Annotated in this window: 18 protein-coding genes, 1 pseudogene and 1 riboswitch; of the genes and pseudogenes, 13 read left to right on the forward strand and 6 right to left on the reverse strand. The window is 65.5% G+C overall.

What is annotated here, in order from left to right:
- Window positions 1-25 precede the first annotated feature (25 nt).
- Together FHJ30_RS20245 and FHJ30_RS21810 are read left to right on the forward strand one after the other, a co-directional pair.
- A pseudogene (locus FHJ30_RS20245) lies at window positions 26-809 on the forward strand (IS5 family transposase); the annotation flags it as partial.
- Between the two features lie 35 nt (window positions 810-844).
- Window positions 845-940 (forward strand): hypothetical protein, encoded by a 96-nt coding sequence (locus FHJ30_RS21810; RefSeq protein WP_373683164.1) that lies wholly within the window; start codon window positions 845-847, stop codon window positions 938-940.
- A 44-nt stretch (window positions 941-984) separates the two neighbouring features.
- Here the strand turns inward: FHJ30_RS21810 and FHJ30_RS20255 are convergent, their stop codons facing one another.
- Window positions 985-1,581, reverse strand: a complete 597-nt coding sequence (locus tag FHJ30_RS20255) for a recombinase family protein (protein ID WP_139031052.1) — start codon at window positions 1,579-1,581, stop codon at window positions 985-987.
- A 643-nt stretch (window positions 1,582-2,224) separates the two neighbouring features.
- Here FHJ30_RS20255 and FHJ30_RS20260 point away from each other — a divergent pair.
- The 3 genes from FHJ30_RS20260 (at window position 2,225) to FHJ30_RS21470 (ending at window position 3,761) form a co-directional block, all read left to right on the forward strand.
- Window positions 2,225-2,845 carry a DUF2202 domain-containing protein gene (locus tag FHJ30_RS20260; protein WP_139031053.1) on the forward strand — a complete coding sequence of 207 codons (621 nt, stop codon included), beginning with the start codon at window positions 2,225-2,227 and terminating at the stop codon, window positions 2,843-2,845.
- 121 nt (window positions 2,846-2,966) lie between these two features.
- Window positions 2,967-3,317, forward strand: coding sequence for a hypothetical protein (locus FHJ30_RS20265; RefSeq protein WP_306669399.1), 351 nt, complete (start codon window positions 2,967-2,969; stop codon window positions 3,315-3,317).
- A gap of 300 nt (window positions 3,318-3,617) precedes the next feature.
- Window positions 3,618-3,761 (forward strand): hypothetical protein, encoded by a 144-nt coding sequence (locus FHJ30_RS21470; protein ID WP_171059149.1) that lies wholly within the window; start codon window positions 3,618-3,620, stop codon window positions 3,759-3,761.
- A gap of 235 nt (window positions 3,762-3,996) precedes the next feature.
- On the opposite strand, the gene FHJ30_RS20270 is transcribed toward FHJ30_RS21470, so the two are convergent.
- Together FHJ30_RS20270 and FHJ30_RS20275 are read right to left on the reverse strand one after the other, a co-directional pair.
- Window positions 3,997-4,500 (reverse strand): hypothetical protein, encoded by a 504-nt coding sequence (locus FHJ30_RS20270; RefSeq protein ID WP_139031054.1) that lies wholly within the window; start codon window positions 4,498-4,500, stop codon window positions 3,997-3,999.
- Window positions 4,497-5,810 (reverse strand): MFS transporter, encoded by a 1,314-nt coding sequence (locus FHJ30_RS20275; RefSeq protein WP_139031055.1) that lies wholly within the window; start codon window positions 5,808-5,810, stop codon window positions 4,497-4,499. The genes FHJ30_RS20270 and FHJ30_RS20275 overlap by 4 nt, the downstream gene beginning before the upstream one ends.
- Before the next feature lie 327 nt (window positions 5,811-6,137).
- Window positions 6,138-6,309: riboswitch (cyclic di-AMP (ydaO/yuaA leader) on the forward strand.
- Window positions 6,310-6,313: 4 nt separating this feature from the next.
- Here FHJ30_RS20275 and FHJ30_RS20280 point away from each other — a divergent pair.
- The 4 genes from FHJ30_RS20280 to FHJ30_RS20295 all read left to right on the forward strand — a co-directional run bounded on the left by FHJ30_RS20280 (window position 6,314) and on the right by FHJ30_RS20295 (window position 9,499).
- Window positions 6,314-7,168, forward strand: coding sequence for a LysM peptidoglycan-binding domain-containing protein (locus tag FHJ30_RS20280; RefSeq protein WP_171059150.1), 855 nt, complete (start codon window positions 6,314-6,316; stop codon window positions 7,166-7,168).
- A gap of 197 nt (window positions 7,169-7,365) precedes the next feature.
- Window positions 7,366-8,100 (forward strand): thioredoxin domain-containing protein, encoded by a 735-nt coding sequence (locus tag FHJ30_RS20285; protein WP_139031057.1) that lies wholly within the window; start codon window positions 7,366-7,368, stop codon window positions 8,098-8,100.
- The gene (locus tag FHJ30_RS20290; protein ID WP_139031058.1) at window positions 8,100-8,969 is read left to right on the forward strand and encodes a cytochrome c biogenesis CcdA family protein; all 870 of its coding nucleotides are present in this window, start codon (window positions 8,100-8,102) and stop codon (window positions 8,967-8,969) included. Before FHJ30_RS20285 ends, FHJ30_RS20290 begins: the two co-directional genes overlap by 1 nt.
- Window positions 8,966-9,499, forward strand: coding sequence for a hypothetical protein (locus FHJ30_RS20295; protein ID WP_139031059.1), 534 nt, complete (start codon window positions 8,966-8,968; stop codon window positions 9,497-9,499). Before FHJ30_RS20290 ends, FHJ30_RS20295 begins: the two co-directional genes overlap by 4 nt.
- Here FHJ30_RS20295 and FHJ30_RS20300 read toward each other — a convergent pair.
- Window positions 9,496-10,278 (reverse strand): GntR family transcriptional regulator, encoded by a 783-nt coding sequence (locus FHJ30_RS20300; RefSeq protein WP_240793781.1) that lies wholly within the window; start codon window positions 10,276-10,278, stop codon window positions 9,496-9,498. The two genes, FHJ30_RS20295 and FHJ30_RS20300, sit on opposite strands and share 4 nt — an antisense overlap.
- 197 nt (window positions 10,279-10,475) lie before the next feature.
- Between FHJ30_RS20300 and FHJ30_RS20305 the strand changes: the two genes are divergently transcribed.
- The 4 genes from FHJ30_RS20305 to FHJ30_RS20320 all read left to right on the forward strand — a co-directional run bounded on the left by FHJ30_RS20305 (window position 10,476) and on the right by FHJ30_RS20320 (window position 13,670).
- The gene (locus tag FHJ30_RS20305; RefSeq protein WP_139031060.1) at window positions 10,476-11,087 is read left to right on the forward strand and encodes a hypothetical protein; all 612 of its coding nucleotides are present in this window, start codon (window positions 10,476-10,478) and stop codon (window positions 11,085-11,087) included.
- Window positions 11,088-11,155: 68 nt separating this feature from the next.
- A complete protein-coding gene (locus FHJ30_RS20310; RefSeq protein ID WP_171059151.1) occupies window positions 11,156-11,752 on the forward strand; it encodes a copper resistance CopC family protein in 597 nt (198 codons plus the stop codon).
- Window positions 11,753-11,805: 53 nt separating this feature from the next.
- Entirely contained in the window at window positions 11,806-12,399 is a 594-nt protein-coding gene (locus FHJ30_RS20315) for a copper chaperone PCu(A)C (protein WP_139031062.1), read from the forward strand.
- The gene (locus FHJ30_RS20320) at window positions 12,399-13,670 is read left to right on the forward strand and encodes a Dyp-type peroxidase (protein WP_139031063.1); all 1,272 of its coding nucleotides are present in this window, start codon (window positions 12,399-12,401) and stop codon (window positions 13,668-13,670) included. The genes FHJ30_RS20315 and FHJ30_RS20320 overlap by 1 nt, the downstream gene beginning before the upstream one ends.
- A 108-nt stretch (window positions 13,671-13,778) precedes the next feature.
- Here FHJ30_RS20320 and FHJ30_RS20325 read toward each other — a convergent pair whose 3' ends face one another.
- Window positions 13,779-14,990: a hypothetical protein gene (locus FHJ30_RS20325; RefSeq protein ID WP_139031064.1), complete on the reverse strand. Its 1,212-nt coding sequence runs from the start codon at window positions 14,988-14,990 to the stop codon at window positions 13,779-13,781.
- 60 nt (window positions 14,991-15,050) lie between these two features.
- Window positions 15,051-15,431, reverse strand: coding sequence for a DsrE family protein (locus FHJ30_RS20330; protein WP_139031065.1), 381 nt, complete (start codon window positions 15,429-15,431; stop codon window positions 15,051-15,053).
- Window positions 15,432-15,433: the final 2 nt, after the last annotated feature.

Raw genomic sequence — 15,433 nt, forward strand, 5'->3', positions numbered from 1 at the left:
GGGGCCCACTGGCACCTTGGAAGGCATGTCCCGGTTCCACATCCTCTCTGATGCTCAGTGGGAGCTGATCGCCCCGATGCTGCCTACTCGCACGGGCCGGCAGGGCAGGCCGTTCTCGGATGCGCGGATGATGGTTGAGGCCATCATCTACCGGTACCGGTGCGGGATCGCCTGGCGCGATCTGCCCAAGGTCTTTGGTCCGTGGCAGACCGTGTGGACCTGGCATCGACGCATGGCTGAAGAAGGCACCTGGGACACGGTGCTGGCAACACTGACCGCCGCCGCGGACGCGGAAGGCCTGATCGACTGGTCGGTGGCGGTGGACTCCACGATCGCCCGGGCACATCAGCACGCCACGAACACCACCCGCCACACAGGGGAATGGATCGAACTACAAGAATCCGCGTGAAGAGCCGGCCGATCACGGCATCGGACGTTCTCGCGGCGGGCTGAGCACGAAGATCCATCAGCTCGTCGACGGTGCAGGGCTGCCACTGGTCAGCCTGATCACCCCTGGCCAAGCAGGAGACTCGCCCATGCTGCTGCCGCTGCTGGAACAGCTGCGTGTGACCCGGCCGGCAGGTCGGCCCCGCACCCGCCCGGACGCGGTCCTGGGCGACAAGGCGTACTCATCACGGGCGATCCGCACCCATCTGCGCACTCGTGGCATCAAGACCGTGATCCCCGAGCCGGCGGACCAACAGGGCCACCGGAAACGCCGGGGCTCCCACGGTGGGCGGCCCGGGGGCCTCGACGCGGCCGCCCACAAGGGCCGCAACGTCATCGAGCGCCAGTACGCCCAACTCAAGCCACGACAGGCAAGGTTGAAGCCAACAACACCACGATCAAGAACATCAAGCGAACTGCCCGCGGCTACCGCAATGCAGATAACTACAAATCGGTTATTCTCTTGAGAAGTGCCGTCCGGACGGCGGCATGACGCTCATTTCAGGGATCCATTTCCCCACGAACCGTGAAGAGCCCTTATATAGGAGCGGTGTCGCGGGCCGCGTGGGCTTGCTGGTGGCGGTATAACGTGGCGCGGCTCCACCCGACAAGCTTCGCCGCGTCTTCCGCGGTGCGCCCTTTCGCCCGGGCTTCCGCGACGAGGGTCAGCTTGTCGGCGACGACTACCGGGTCCGAGAGTGGACGTCCGAAGCGAGTGCCACCTTTCCGGGCGGCTGTGATGCCGGCGTTGACCCGTTCGGTGATCAGTTCGCGTTCGTACTCGGCCAGGGTGGCAAGCATGTTCAACATCAGGCGGCCCGATGTCGTGGACGGGTCGATGCCGTCCGAGATGCTTTTCACCTGCACGTCCCGCTCCCTCAGCAGCTTCACCGTGTTCAGCACATCGATCAGGGACCGCCCGAGCCGGTCGACCCTCCACACGACGACAGTGTCCCCGGGCTCGGCGTACTCCAAGAGCTTTTTCATCCCGGGGCGCGAAATGGCCGTCCGGCTGCCAGAGGTGACATCAGCGAAAATGTCGCGCTTTTGTACACCTGACTTCACCAGGGCGTCGACCTGCAACTTCGCATCCTGGCTTCTGGTGCTGACCCGCGTGTACCCAAGATGTCTCACCGGACCATTCTGCCTCAAAAACTAGTAGAGGAGGCAGTGCAGAGACGGTTCACGGTAAGACATGTTTCCAAGACAAACCGCGTCCCGGAACTCCGCCATTTCCTTCAACGGCTCACGGACTGGCTCACCTGTCTCAGAAAGCTTTTGTTTATTGAGACGCAGGCGGGGAGTAATCCCACGTTGGCGAGCTATAGCTGCAGATCGTGTTGATCTAGTTGCCTAGGCACACGCCGCACAGCCAGCTCAAGGATTCCTTCTCCGGTTCCGTTGGTCTTCTGACCAAGGAGCGCAGGTGCTTGAGAGGGTAAAACCCAGCCTGTCGGCCGGTGCGTCATCCGGGGTCATCGGTGACTGGATGACTGCCGTGACCTATGGCCCTGTTTGGGCGCTTGGGGTGCTTCATAGAGTTGTTATGCAGTCACTCGTCGGAGGATTTGATGGGCGCTGTTCCGGCTGTTCAGTTGGGCCTTCCGAGTGTTCCTTCGAATACGGCTGCCTCCACAACCCCGTGGAAGCGGTCAAGCCGAGCGGAAATTTCCGCTGAAGGGCGACGGACGCCGCTGAATCGAACCTCTCCAGAGGCGGCCCATTTCGAGCCGTCTCTGCCTCTAGACAAAACGTTCAGCACAAGGTGGACACACAGATGCGGTCACTCAAGGTACTTGCAGCAATTTCGGTCATCGTTCTGCTCCCTGCGGGCTTATCCGCCTGCAACCCGTCCCCGCAAGCGGACCCGACGACGGCCCAGACCACGGCAGGCTCGCCGCAGTCAAGCACAACGGCGGGTGGAAGCGCAGCCGTTACACGGGACTCCTCCCCTACTTCGACCACGGCCGGGGCGGCGGAGCTGACAGCCATGCTTCAATATCTCATTGAAGAGGAGAAGCTGGCCCACGACGTTTATCAGCAATTCGCCCGGATGTGGGACGTTCGGATTTTTGAGAATATCCGGGACAGCGAGGTACAGCACCAGCAGGAGCTGCTGCTGGTGCTCAATGCAAAGGGAATCGCGGATCCCAGGACCGGCGTACCGGGCACTTTTAAGGATCAAAGGGTCCAACAGATGTACAACCAGTTCATCCAGCAGGGTTCCTCGAGTCTTATTGAGGCCTATCAGGCGGGTACGGCAATTGAGGAACAGGACATCGCGGATCTGAACGAGCACCTGAAGTCCACCACCGATCCAATGGTCGTACCTGCCCTCCAGCGTCTGCTTGCCGGGTCAGAGAACCACCTCCAAGCCTTCCAAGCTCGTCTGGACTAGTCTCACCGGGCCCGTTACTACTTCCTGGGGCACGGCTCTGGCGTCCGGCCAAGTGACGCTACCTGCGCGGTAGTTTTGAGGCATAACGCTTAACGGCTCAAGCATTCTTGGGGGAACAAAAATGGAACCCGTTGTTATAGACGGCGGCAAGGGCACGGTGCAGCTCGGGGCCGACGGGATCATTAGCCTCGTATGGAAACCTGGGATCGTTCTGGAAAGCGATGACGTCCATTCGGCCATGACAACAGTGAATGAGATTTCCGGCGAGTTCGAATATCCGATGCTGGTGGACATGGGGACTACAAAAGCCGTTACCCGTCAGGCCAAGTCTGCCTTCCAAATCCCTGTGCAGCCAAGCGGATCGCCTTGCTGGGCTCAAGCCCGGTTGACCGCATCATCGCCAACTTCACCATCGAACGGCAGACACTGCCTTGTCCAACGCGATTCTTTACATCGCGGCAGGAGGCATTGAACTGGCTTCTTCACACTTGACTTGTCTGATTTCTCTCATCAAAGGCGCCGTAGACGTGCGCCGCGGGCTACTTGAAAGAATCCCACCATTGATTGGAGACAGAACAACGCCACATATCGCTGCGGTTCACACGCCTAGCCGGGGGCTTCTTACAAGGCCCATGACATGTCCCTTTAGCTTTGTCGGGGTGATTCGGCGCGGCCTTCGGCATAGGAGTCCAGGGGAACCCGCAGATCGCGGAGTACTGTGTGCGTTGAAAGGGCTAACGAGCCGCAATGCCATTGTTAGTAGGTAGCAAGAATGCCGCAGGAAAAGCCAAGAGGTCTCGAAACCGAACCGAGTGAAAAGCCCGTGCTGCATCCCGAGGATTCCACCGGCGCACTGGACGCTGCTAACTCTCGCTACAACAGCAACTACAACCCGGACTATTGGCCCAAACGCTGAAGCCACCGTTGCCGGAGAAGCTTCTCTGCATCCCCGCCTGCGGCATCAGCATGCGCGCAGCAGGCATTGAGACAATGATTTCGCCCCGGACGTTGGCACCGTGCCCGCAGCTATCACCCACCTGACCCGGCGCGCATGGGTGGCTGGGCCTCGGGGGTCGTGCCAGTCGCCCCGGCACACCATACTGAGTTACCGGCTGGACGATCGGGTCCATACCTTCCCGCTTCCCACCTGTTTAGTGCGGCGGCTGCCTGGAGGGAAACAGCGGGCGACAATCAGTGCAGACATCGACGTCGGAATCCTGTGATCCGCGGGCCAAGGTAACTTTGCGCTCAAGTTCCAGCCGAGCGTGCAGGGCCCAGGCCATCACGGCCAGTGCCAGCAAGCCGACCATGCCCTGGACCGAAGGCAGGGCATCCCTGGGCGAACCAGCCCAGATCGGGCCGAACAGGCCTATAACAGGCCACCGCAGATCACAAAGGGTAGGCGCCGCACCGATTGGCGCGCCGGTATAACTGCCTGCCAGGAAGCCGGCCAGGAGCGACCCCGCGCCGACCAGGGCGTAGCCCGCCCAGCCGGTTCCGGCGCCGAACATCATGCCCGTAGCGGCCATCAGGAAGACGGCGGAGGCACCGGCCGCGATGACTGTCACCGTCACCCGCTGCCGCGACCAGTTGGCAAGCACCTTCGGAAACTGCCGCAGGCGGCCGCTCTTCCTGTGCTGTGTGTTTGCCGTCATGGCTGCTCCTGGTTCAGGGTGGACTGCCGTGACTGCAGGGCGGACCAGATGATGACGATGGCTACCAGGGCCAGGGAGATGAACCCTAGACCCGAATACCCGGCGGCCGCCAGCACGGGGCCGGCCAAAGCCCCGCCCGTGGCTCCGGCGGCGTTCATGGTCAGGTCCGAGATGCCCTGGAGTGCGGGCCGGTCCTGCAGCTGCGCCGACTCAGCGACCAGGGCCGACCCTCCGACCACGGACGCGGACCAGCCGAGCCCCAGCAGAATCAGGCTCACGGTCACGGCGCTGCGGGAGTCGGCGGCGACGCCGGCCAATACCAGCGAAACCAGCAGCATTCCCTGACCCACAAGAATGGTGCGCAGCCGCCCGACCTTGTCCGACATCCAGCCGAAAACGGGGGACAGCGCGTACATGCCTGCAATGTGCAGACTGATGGTCAGTCCCACCACGGTGAGGCTGGCCCCATGATCGCGCAGATGCACAGGGGTCATGGACATGAGCGCCACCATCGTGGTGTGGCTGAGGGCGACTGCCGCTACCGCATACCGGGCGCGGGGGGTGGTGTGCAGAATCCGCAAGCCGCCCTGAGGGCGGGGCGAGGCAGGGTCCGGCACCCGTGCGGACATCGCGGTCAGGAGGGGGTCCGGCCGCAGGCCCGTCGCATAGACGACGGCTGCTGCAAGCTGGGCGGCGACGGAAAAGGCAAAAGCCCCTGTCAGCGGGGGCAGGCCAAGGGCGGCGCCGACGCTCTCTCCCGGATCGAAGAGGTTCGGACCCAGGACAGCGCCGATCGTCGTGGACCACACCACTATGGAGAGGTCCCGGCCCCCGGACCCGGGCAGGGAAAGGTCAGTGGCGGCGAAACGGGCCTGCAGATTTACCGCGGAACCTGCACCAAGGAACATCAGGCCCAGCAGCAACAAAGGGAAGAGACCCACGGCCGCGGACGTGATGGCCGTTACGGCGCCAGTGCCCGCAATCAGCGCACCCAAGGACAGCGAGATCCGGCGGCCGCGGGCTCTCGCCAGCCGGGCCAACGGAACGGCGGCGAGGGCGGCGCCCAGGGTACTCATTGTGGCGGCCATACCGGACCAGGCGTTGGACCCGGAGAGCTGCGCGGCCAGGAGAGAACCCAGGGACAACGTGGCGCCCATGCCGATGCCACCGAGAATCTGCCCACCGACCAGGACAGGAATGACTCGACGCTGGAGCCGCTGGTTCCCCCTCCCGGGCTCGCCGGAAAGAACGCCCAGGCCATACCCCGGACCTCCCTCAGGTCTCAAGCCTTCCGCCGACTCCTTGTCCATGCCTGTCCTCCTGGCGTACTCCAGCGCACCGCGCCGAATCCAATATACCCTCTGGGGTATTGTAGTCCTCGGAGAATGAAATTCGCGGGTACCGCAAGGCGGCCCGGTCGCGGCCAGGCCTCGGGCTTTTGAACACCCGCGGTCACACGCCAGCCGAGCGTCTTGCCCCGCATCGGCCAGCCCGCGCGCATGAGGCCGCAAGGACCCGCGGTACGTCTACTGCCGGTCAAAAGTTCCCAGGCGCAAATGTTTATACATTTGTGATTTTCCGTGTAGATTTGGGCCCGTGCCGCCCGCCAGGCGCTGCACCCTTGGCTTGTTACCGAACCCTGCCGCCTGCCAAGGCCCATACATCACAGTCTCCGGCAGGGGCGGGGGAACCAAAAATACGGATTCGAAATTGAGTCCTTGGGGTTAAGCCGCCGGCGTTTATGTCCGGCGGCCGGGTGACTCCCACCCGCATCCGACAGCTCACCTCGCAGGTATCGGGAGAGGTTAAAGCAATGTCAAAGAAAAACGCCCGCCACAGGGCCGCCTCCAGCAGCACCCTGTCCGCCCTTTCACGGAGCGTCGCCAGCCATGGAGGAGCAGTCGGCCGCCAGGCCGCCCTCGTCGCCGTGGGATCCGGACTCGTGCTGAGCATGGCAGTCCCGGCCCACGCGGGAGCCACAGCCTCCGACCCGCAGGGGGGAACCGGTTCCAGCACCAGCTCCTCCCCGGCAGGACTTCCCGGCCAGGCTCCGGCCCAGGGGGCCTCAGTCCACACCGTGGTCGCCGGGGACACCCTGGGCCAGATAGGAGCGCTGCACGGAATCTCCCTGGAAGAGATTCTCTCGCTGAACGGACTTCACTTGGATTCGATCATCTATCCGGGGGACGTCATAACGCTCTCCGGGACAGCGGCCACCCCCGCCCCGGGACAGGCGCCTGTTCCCGTTCCGAGCACGACCGCAGCATCCGCCCCGGTGGCGTACCAGCCGACGGCCCTGGCGCCGGCGAGCGTCGGTGGCGGGCAGGGGGCGCCGTCTTCACTCAACGGGGTGATTCTGGCCGCGGCCCAAGCCCAGATGGGCGCCATCCAGGACTGCACGGTGCTGGGGGAAGTAGCCCTGCGGTCGGCCGGGATCCCGGGGGTTGGCGATGAATCGCCGGAGTCCTTGATGGCCTACGCCACGCCGGTATCGACGCCGGAACCCGGTGACTTTATCTACTATGCCGACGGTGGAATGGGCTTCTCGCACAATGCGGTCTACCTCGGTGACGGGAAAGCCATCCACAGTGGATGGAACGGCAACCAGACCGTCGTCTTCAGCGTCAATGTGGGTTCAGGCCCTTCCTACTACCGCGTGAACGCCTAATTCCTGACGTCCGCGGTGCCTGGCCACGCAGGCAGGCACCGCGGACTCACAGCGCCTGACCACAGAGCGAAACCTCCGCAATGCGCAGCAGGCGCCCCGTTCGGACCCAGGCTTTACACGCCGACGTCCGGACCACGCACCGTCAACAAAAAAATGTATAAACATTTAGGATTTTTTGGCCATTCTGAGGAGCCAGCATGCCATCGCCTACCACCGGCACTTCCCGCAACCGACCCTGGACCATAGCGATTTCCGCCCTCGGGGTGGCAGTCCTGATCCTGCTGGTTGGGATTTTCGCGTATCAGGGAGGGATATCCCAGGGTGCCGGCACCGAAGCGGCGCCCCGGGAATCCGCGGGTTCCGAGAGCGCGCCGCTGGATATGTCCCGCAGGACAGCGGACGACCCGACAGCACTTGGCCCGGTGGACGCCCCGGTGGTGCTGGTGGAGTACGCAGACTACCGCTGCCCTTTCTGCGGGCTTTTCTCCCGCGATACCCTGCCGCCCCTGGTGGAAAAATACGTCAAGAGTGGTGAGTTGCGGGTTGAATGGCGTGACCTGCCGGTGTTCGGCGAGCAGTCCACCATGGCTGCTGTCGCCGGCCGCGCAGCCGGGAACCAAGGCAAGTTCTGGGAGTTCAACAAGGCAGCTTTCGCCATCGCCCCCGAACGGGGACATGCCGATCTCTCGCGGGAGCGTCTGGTGCAGATCGCACAAGAGTCCGGCGTTCCGGACATGACACAGTTCGAAGCGGACCTGGACTCCGAGGAATTGCAGCAGGCCGTTTCAAGAGATGCCCAGGAAGCGGCATCCCTGGGGGCCACCGGAACACCCACATTCCTGGTCAATGACACGCCCCTGGTCGGTGCGCAGCCCCTGGCGACCTTCGAAAAGGCCATTGAAGCTGCGCTCAAAAAGGCTGAATCCAGGTAATGGTCATCGGATACGCGGGCGCCTTCCTGGGAGGCATCCTCACCCTGTTGAGCCCCTGCTCGGCGCTTTTACTGCCGGCCTTCTTCGCCTACGCATTCTCCACCAGAACCCGGCTCGTCGCGCGGACCGCCCTCTTCTACCTAGGCCTGCTGTCCACGCTGGTGCCTCTGGGCGTGTTTGCCGGCACGCTCGGATCTCTCGTAACCCAGCACCGCGGCATCCTGGTCGCCTCAGGCGCCGGACTCGTGATCGTACTGGGCCTCGCCCAGATCGCCGGAATCCGGATGCCGTCCATACTCCGGAACAACGCCCAGGCAGGATCCTCCCGCCTTTCGGTCTTCGCCCTCGGCGCTGTCTATGGCATCGCCGGGGTATGCACCGGACCCATTCTGGGGTCCATCCTGACCGTGGCGGCAGTGGGCGGTAACGCCCTGTACGGGGGAATCCTCCTGGCGGTCTACGCGCTCGGGATGGCACTGCCCCTGTTTGCGCTGGCCCTGCTGTGGGACAGGCTCGGCATTTCGGGCCGCCGCTGGTTGCGGCCACCGCCGGTAACCATCGGCCGGTGGTCCAACTCCTGGGTCATGATCATCTCCGGCGTTCTCTCCATCGGCATCGGGGTCCTGTTGCTGGTCACCGACGGCACTGCCGGGCTCGGTGGAGTTCTCACCGTCACCGACCAATTCCAGCTCGAATCCACCGTCAGCGGAGCAGCTTCCGGTGTTCCGAACACCGTCTTCGCGCTGCTGGCCGCGGCCATACTGGCGGTCACTGCCGCCCTGTACTTCAAAAGCCAGCGCAACGGCCGACCCGCCAGCACCGACGCAGAGGCGGAATCAGAGGCAGCCATGAACAAGGAGAACCAATGAGCCCCCGTGAGTCTTTGAAGTCAGCCCTGGCCCAATGGCCCGGCCGGCGCTGGCAGACCGCAGCCGTCGCCGCGGTGGCCACATACGTGGTGGTGGCAGTACCCACCGACCTCATCGACACTCCCCTGTTCAGCCGCGAGGTGCCGCCCACCTGGTGGTCCTTCCCAGTCCTGGCTGTCACTGCCGTCCTGACAGGACTGCTACTGGCCACCTATGTTTCCCGCGACCCAGCTTCCTCTGGTGAAGAGGGCGAGGAGGAGGGCCGTAAAGGGAAATTCGGGGCGGCAGGGGCCATCGTTTCCTTTTTCGCGGTCGGGTGCCCGGTCTGCAACAAGCTGGTGCTCCTGGCGCTGGGCACCTCCGGGGCCATGCAGTACTTCGAGCCGATCCAGCCGCTGCTGGCGGCTTTGTCCATTGCCCTGCTGCTGTGGGCGTTCGTTAAGAGGGCAACCTCTGAGGACCGCTGCCCGCTGCCGCGCAGCAAGACCGCAGTGGCGGCGGCGGATGGGGTAAAGCAGGTTTCGCCTTAGTCCCGCCGGGGCGGGTTTGCCTTGCAGCCGAAGGCAGTTGCCATGGTCACGCGGTCGCCCAGGACATAGCTGCGCCGGAACTCGAGGTCACGGGCCCGGTGGCAGCCGGTCCGCTCGATCAACAACAGCGGCGAGCCTTCCGCACACCGGAGCAGGAGCGCCTGGGCGGGGCTTGCGAGTACCGCCGTGAGCTGCTCCGTGCCGCCGTCGAGGACCACGCCGCAACGCCGGTCGAGCTCCCCGTACAGGGACGCGTCACGGAAGTCGGCCTCAAGTAACTTCCCTGCGGTGGCCGCGGGCAGCCAGACCTGGTCCAGGCCGATCGGTTCGTCATCGGCAAGCCGGATCCGGGAGAGGTGGAACAGCTCGGCCTCCGGAGGAAGGGAAAGCTTTGCCGCCGCCTCCGGGTTGGTCACCAGGTGCTGTTCCAGGACCACGCTGGCGTGCTTCATGCCGGACTCACGGATGGAGGCAAGGACACTGTAGATCGGCCCGTAGGCCGTGCTCCTGCCGGCCACCACCGTCGGCTTCCGCCCGGGGTGGGCGGTGATGTGCCCGGCGTCGCGCAGGGGCTTCAGCGCAGCCCGGATCGTGCCCCGGCTTACCCCGTACCGCTGGGCCAGTTCCAGTTCGCCAGGGAAGCCATCTGCGAATTCCCCGGCAAGGACCTCCTGCAGAAGGTCGGCGCTGACGGTTTTCCACAGCGGGCCGCCACCTGCCCGCCCAGCGGCGCCGCCCTCCGCAACTAATGCGGACGCTTGTCCCTGCTGATCCTTCACACCGCTCCCGACGGTTGATTCCACAAAGCTGCTGGCATATCGACGTTACTGCATGCAGCTTTCCAACACCCCGGGCTCAACCCAGCAGGTTCCGGCCGCACCCGGGATTTTTATACCCCGGGAGGTATGTGAAAGAATGCGGGGAGACCCAAGTTGCGCCATCAAGGAAAATAGACCTGTCAGGCGAGGAGGCCAGAGTGACACCACGTGCCCTGCGCCTTATCCGCGGCTGGACCGGCGCCGTCGCCGCTACCTCCGTCGCCGCCGTGTCACACTTCATGGCCGGGGGAAGCTCCCCCGAGCCCCTCCTGCTCCTGCTTGCCCTTGCGCTGTCCGGCCTGGCCTGTACCGCCCTCACGGGGCGCGGTTTGTCCCTGTGGCGTCTCTCGGCCGGGGTTGCCCTCAGCCAGGGACTCTTCCACATGCTGTTCAGCGGTTCAGCAGATCCTCCCAGGCCCGGCGCTCCCGCTGGCGGCCACCCGGGCCATTCGTCCACCCTGGATCTGGCCGGCGGCACCGTGCTGCCTTCCGCTGCGGACCATTCCTCGCCCCTGATGTGGGTTTGGCACTCCGTGGCTGCCCTTCTGACCGTAGCCGTCCTGCGCCACGGTGAGGCCGCCGTCGTCCAGCTGGTGCAGGCCGCGCGGCTGCGCGTGAGCGCTTACCTCCCGCTTTTCCCGCCCTTGCCGGTGCCTCCGGCGCGGGCAGGCCTGCCCGCCAACCGGCCCGTCAGGCCGCTGCCCAATCTCGGCGCGCCACTGCTGGTGATGCGGCACCGGGGGCCGCCCCTGCTTCCGATCGTGTCCTAGGCGCACCGCGCCTTCCACCCGATATGCCCCGGCTTGCCCAGAGGCCAGCGCCGGGGCAGGAAGCAGTCATGACAAGACATCCCTTGAAAACATGGCGGATCCCTGGTTTGGGGGCTTCACTGGTCGCCCTCCTTTTGCTCTGCGTTGCCGCCAGCCTCCCAGCAGCACCGGCGGCTTTCGCCCACGACCAGCTGATCTCCTCCAGCCCGGCTCCCGATGACCACCTGGCGGACACACCGGCCGGCATCACCCTGGCATTCAGTTCACCGCTGCTTGCACTCGGCCACGAGGTCCGAGTGATCGATGACACCGGCAGGAACTGGGTTGACGGCCCCGCGGTCCTCAGCCGCGAAACGCTGACCCAGGCACTCCCGGAACTCCCCGACGGGGCATACCAGGTCACCTGGCGGGTGGTCTCCGCCGACGGCCACCCGATCAGCGGCGGCTTCGGGTTCAGCGTCGGCGATCCGTCCGCAGCTGCACCCACAGTCTCCGCCGCCGCCCCCACTGCCGGCAACGCAACAGAAGCCCCTGCCGGCACAGGAAACGGTATGCCGGGCTGGCTGCCGGCCGCAGGAACCGCCGCAGCCGCAGGCCTCGGCATCTACCTGGTGTTCGCAGGCCTCCGGCGCATCAAGCGCAACGCACAGTCCCCCAACGAATAAAACTTTCCAGGCCGGCCCGCGACGGCCCGCCTGCCACTTTCAGGAGCACCTCCATGTCCAAAAACCCCGTATACCCCGCCCTTTCCCTTCTCGCCGCAGCAGCCCTGGCACTCACCGGCTGCGCCCCCGCGGCCTCAACCCAGACACCGGCCGCGTCAGCCGTTGTGGACTCCACCGCCACGGACGCGCTGGCGGTCAGCCAGCCATGGGTCAAAGCCGCCACTTCCGGCATGACCGGCGGATTCGGCGTCATCACCAACACCTCCGGCGCTGACATCACCATCACCGGCGCCTCCTCCCCCGCAGCCCGGACGGTTGAACTGCACGAAACCGTCACAGCCCCCACCGGGGCCATGCAAATGCAGGCAAAGGAGGGCGGCTTCGTCATCCCCGCCGGCGGCGAACTGCGCCTGGAGCCGGGCGCCAACCATCTCATGCTGATGGGCCTGCCCGGACCCGTCACTCCCGGCGCCGAGGTGACATTCACGCTGGAGCTGGCCGGAGGCGGAAGCTTCGAATTCACAGCGCTGGCGAAGGATTTCAGCGGCGCCAACGAGAACTACGTCGGGGAAGGCGCCGGGATGTCCCACGGCCAGCCCTCGGGCACTGCCGAAAGCAGTGCCGGCGCGATGCCCACCTCCAAGTGATGACCGGGAACCAGCACCCCGCGGGCCAGTCCGTGGAGAGTACGGAACAGGACGTCCGGGCCAAGCTGCCCCGCCGCGGGCTGCTTTTCGGCGGCGCCGCGGCAGGGCTTGGCGCGCTGGCCGCGGCCGGCGCCCAGCTCGCCGGGGCAGCCCCGCAGGACGGGACGCCAGCCGCCCAGCCTGCCGATACTGTCCACGGCGGCGGAACCGTCCCCTTTTACGGGACCCGCCAGGCAGGAATTACGACGGCGGCCCAAGCCCACGGGGTGTTTGTCGCCCTGGACTTGCGGCCGGGAACGACGCGCGCCGGGATCCGGGCGCTGCTTCGGCTCCTCAGCGACGACGCCGCGAACCTCACGGCGGGAAGACCGGCGCTGGCTGACAGCGAGGCCGAGCTCGCCCAGGTGCCCGCCCTGCTGACGGTGACATTCGGCTTTGGGCCCGGGCTGGTCGCGGCAGTGGACCCGGCACGGTCCCCTGCCTGGCTGCAGCCCCTGCCGGCCTTCACCGTGGACCGGCTGCAACCGGGATTTTCTGACGGTGATTTGCTGCTGCAGATCTGCGCGGACGATCCGGTGACCGTTGCGCATGCCCAACGGATGCTCCTCAAAGACAGCCGGAGCTTCGCCACCGTCCGCTGGATACAGACCGGTTTCCGGCGTTCCTACGGAAGCGAAAAGCCGGGAACCACCATGCGGAACCTCTTCGGACAGGTGGACGGGACCACGAACCCCGCCCCGGACAGCGCAGAGCACGAGCGCGTGGTTTGGGGCGGCGGGGACATTCCCGCATGGACGGAGAACGGCACGTCGGTGGTCATCCGCCGGATAGCCATGAATCTGGACAAATGGGACGAGGTGGACCGCGTAGCCCGCGAGGAATCCATGGGCCGCCGGCTCTCCAACGGAGCACCGCTGACCGGGACGCAGGAACACGACGAGCCGGACTTCGCTGCTGTTTCCAAGCTCGGCTTCCCGGTGATCTCGGACGTGTCGCACCTGCGCAGGGCACGGCCCGAGGACGGTTCCCAACGCATCTTCCGGCGGGCCTACAACTACGACGCCGCTCCCGGCAGCGGGGGAATCTCGGATTCAGGGCTGATCTTCGTGTCCTACCAGGCCGATGTCGAGAGGCAGTTCATCCCTATCCAGCGGCGGCTGGATGAGATGGACATGCTCAACCAGTGGACGACGCCGGTCGGGTCGGCTGTTTTTGCCATTCCCCCGGGGTGCCGCGAAGGCGGTTTCATCGGCGAAGGCCTGTTCGCCTGAGCCGGCTGCGCGGGTCACGCACCATCCAACGAGTCTCATCGGACGGATGCTGCGTGGCCGCGTGCCGGACCAGCGGGCGGCTACGTGCAGCACTGAGTCAGGGCGTGCTCATGGTTCGGGTTCCGCGAGCACATATCCGGTGCTGCTTTCGCGGGTGGGAAAGAGGGCTGAGCCATCGGCGAGTACGGCCTCGGGAAGGACAAACTCCCCGGAGTCGAGGATCGCTCCGGATTCAAGATCCATCTTGGCCGACGTGCCGTTAAGCCGCGCATACACCGCTCCGTGCCCGGCGGCGAGGACTTCGGCATCCTTGGCGGCTTTGCTCCAGAGCAAGCCCGCCTCGGGGCGCACGGCCTGGAGAACGTGGTCACCGCTTGGCTGCCGTGCCGTGAACAGCACCGTTCCGGTTGCTGCATCAACCCGGGCGATGCCCGCCGGCGTCCCGGATGCCTGGGCCAGTTCCTTCCCGGTCTGCAGGTCGTACACCACCGGAACGCTGGAACCTCCGCCCGCCGTCCACTCAAGAACCACCACGCCGCCGCTCGAGGGGCCATAGCTTCCGCGGAACAGCGTCTGCGCTTCCGGGTCCGCCCCGGGCGGCCGGCGAAGGTCGCTGGAGTCCCACAGCACCTGGCCGGTGCCGGCGTCGATGGCGGACAGTGCCGGACCGTCGCCGATCAGAACGGTGCCGTGATGCTCGTACAGCGCTGTTCCCGTCTGGGCGTTGAGGTCAACCACTGCACCGGTATCGGCATCCAGGACTGTGCCGGGGGCTTTCTCGGCGGTGAGTCCTTTGGGGGTGTTGGCGAAGATCAGGCCGCCGGTGGAGGGACCTGGCACTTCTGTGGGACCCCAAAGTTTTTCACCGTCATCAACGGCGAATGCCGTTGCCACCGTGACGCTGACGGGTCCCTTCCCGTCCGTACGCGCGTCCGAATCAAGGATGACAATGGAGGGTTCGCCGTTCACAGAGGTCAGTACGGTCCCCACGCAGGAGGGGTTCGTGTCGATCCTCCACCGGGTGCCGGAGGAGTTGAAGCCGTAGAAGCTCAAGTTCTCCCTGCCGCCGGCGGGAAAGACGGAGCCGGTGAAGGCCGAGCCGCTGCCCTTGGGAGCGCTGTCCACGGACACGCTGCTAACGGGGCGGAACCCGGGAAAGTAATCTTCCCTTCCGGGGCTGGACACCGCCCGTGTCAGCGGCTCCCCCACCTCCACCCGCTGGGCGCCGACGCCGGATCCGCCGCCGGAGCAGGCGCTCAACAGCAGCAGTGCGGGGGCGGACAGGGCGGTCACCATCACCCATGAGTAATGTTTGTACATTTGGTGGCAGGCTACCACGCCTTGTCCGCCCCCAAGGCGCGCGGACGTCAGGGGCCTGCGCTACAGCCTGGCGTAGGCCCAGCCGTCCCATTGGCGCCGGGCCAGGTGGGCGATGGCTGCGGGCACCGTGCCGACGCCCGGGGCGAGGTCTTTGTCGTCCATGCCTGCCGAGCGCATGCTGTTGCCGCAGGCGAGGATGCCCACGTCCAGCTGTCCGGCGTTGGTGATGGCTTCGGTGGCGGGTGAATTTTTGGCGAGGAGCTTAACGCCGGGCCCCTGAACGACCACTTCGATACCGGTTCCCTGGCCGAGCGCGGCACGGGCGTTGGCGGCACTGCGCAGCACGCCGGCCAGGGCATCCTGCTCGAGCGGGCCGGCTGAGTGGATCAGCAGGCCGGGTCCTGCCTGCTCAGCCTCTGGAACCGTCGTCTCCACGGACATCC

The sequence above is a fragment of the Arthrobacter sp. BB-1 genome (assembly GCF_006151685.1).
Taxonomy (GTDB): Bacteria; Actinomycetota; Actinomycetes; order Actinomycetales; family Micrococcaceae; genus Arthrobacter.

What these genes read in the sequence shown, in the direction of transcription:
- FHJ30_RS20260 (WP_139031053.1), top strand. Translation starts at nt 2,225, where the DNA reads ATGCGGTCACTCAAGGTACTTGCAGCAATTTCGGTCATCGTTCTGCTC.
- FHJ30_RS20265 (WP_306669399.1), top strand. Translation starts at nt 2,967, where the DNA reads ATGGAACCCGTTGTTATAGACGGCGGCAAGGGCACGGTGCAGCTCGGG.
- FHJ30_RS21470 (WP_171059149.1), top strand. Translation starts at nt 3,618, where the DNA reads ATGCCGCAGGAAAAGCCAAGAGGTCTCGAAACCGAACCGAGTGAAAAG.
- FHJ30_RS20270 (WP_139031054.1), bottom strand. Translation starts at nt 4,500, where the DNA reads ATGACGGCAAACACACAGCACAGGAAGAGCGGCCGCCTGCGGCAGTTT.
- FHJ30_RS20275 (WP_139031055.1), bottom strand. Translation starts at nt 5,810, where the DNA reads ATGGACAAGGAGTCGGCGGAAGGCTTGAGACCTGAGGGAGGTCCGGGG.
- FHJ30_RS20280 (WP_171059150.1), top strand. Translation starts at nt 6,314, where the DNA reads ATGTCAAAGAAAAACGCCCGCCACAGGGCCGCCTCCAGCAGCACCCTG.
- FHJ30_RS20285 (WP_139031057.1), top strand. Translation starts at nt 7,366, where the DNA reads ATGCCATCGCCTACCACCGGCACTTCCCGCAACCGACCCTGGACCATA.
- FHJ30_RS20290 (WP_139031058.1), top strand. Translation starts at nt 8,100, where the DNA reads ATGGTCATCGGATACGCGGGCGCCTTCCTGGGAGGCATCCTCACCCTG.
- FHJ30_RS20295 (WP_139031059.1), top strand. Translation starts at nt 8,966, where the DNA reads ATGAGCCCCCGTGAGTCTTTGAAGTCAGCCCTGGCCCAATGGCCCGGC.
- FHJ30_RS20310 (WP_171059151.1), top strand. Translation starts at nt 11,156, where the DNA reads ATGACAAGACATCCCTTGAAAACATGGCGGATCCCTGGTTTGGGGGCT.
- FHJ30_RS20315 (WP_139031062.1), top strand. Translation starts at nt 11,806, where the DNA reads ATGTCCAAAAACCCCGTATACCCCGCCCTTTCCCTTCTCGCCGCAGCA.
- FHJ30_RS20320 (WP_139031063.1), top strand. Translation starts at nt 12,399, where the DNA reads ATGACCGGGAACCAGCACCCCGCGGGCCAGTCCGTGGAGAGTACGGAA.
- FHJ30_RS20325 (WP_139031064.1), bottom strand. Translation starts at nt 14,990, where the DNA reads ATGTACAAACATTACTCATGGGTGATGGTGACCGCCCTGTCCGCCCCC.
- FHJ30_RS20330 (WP_139031065.1), bottom strand. Translation starts at nt 15,431, where the DNA reads ATGTCCGTGGAGACGACGGTTCCAGAGGCTGAGCAGGCAGGACCCGGC.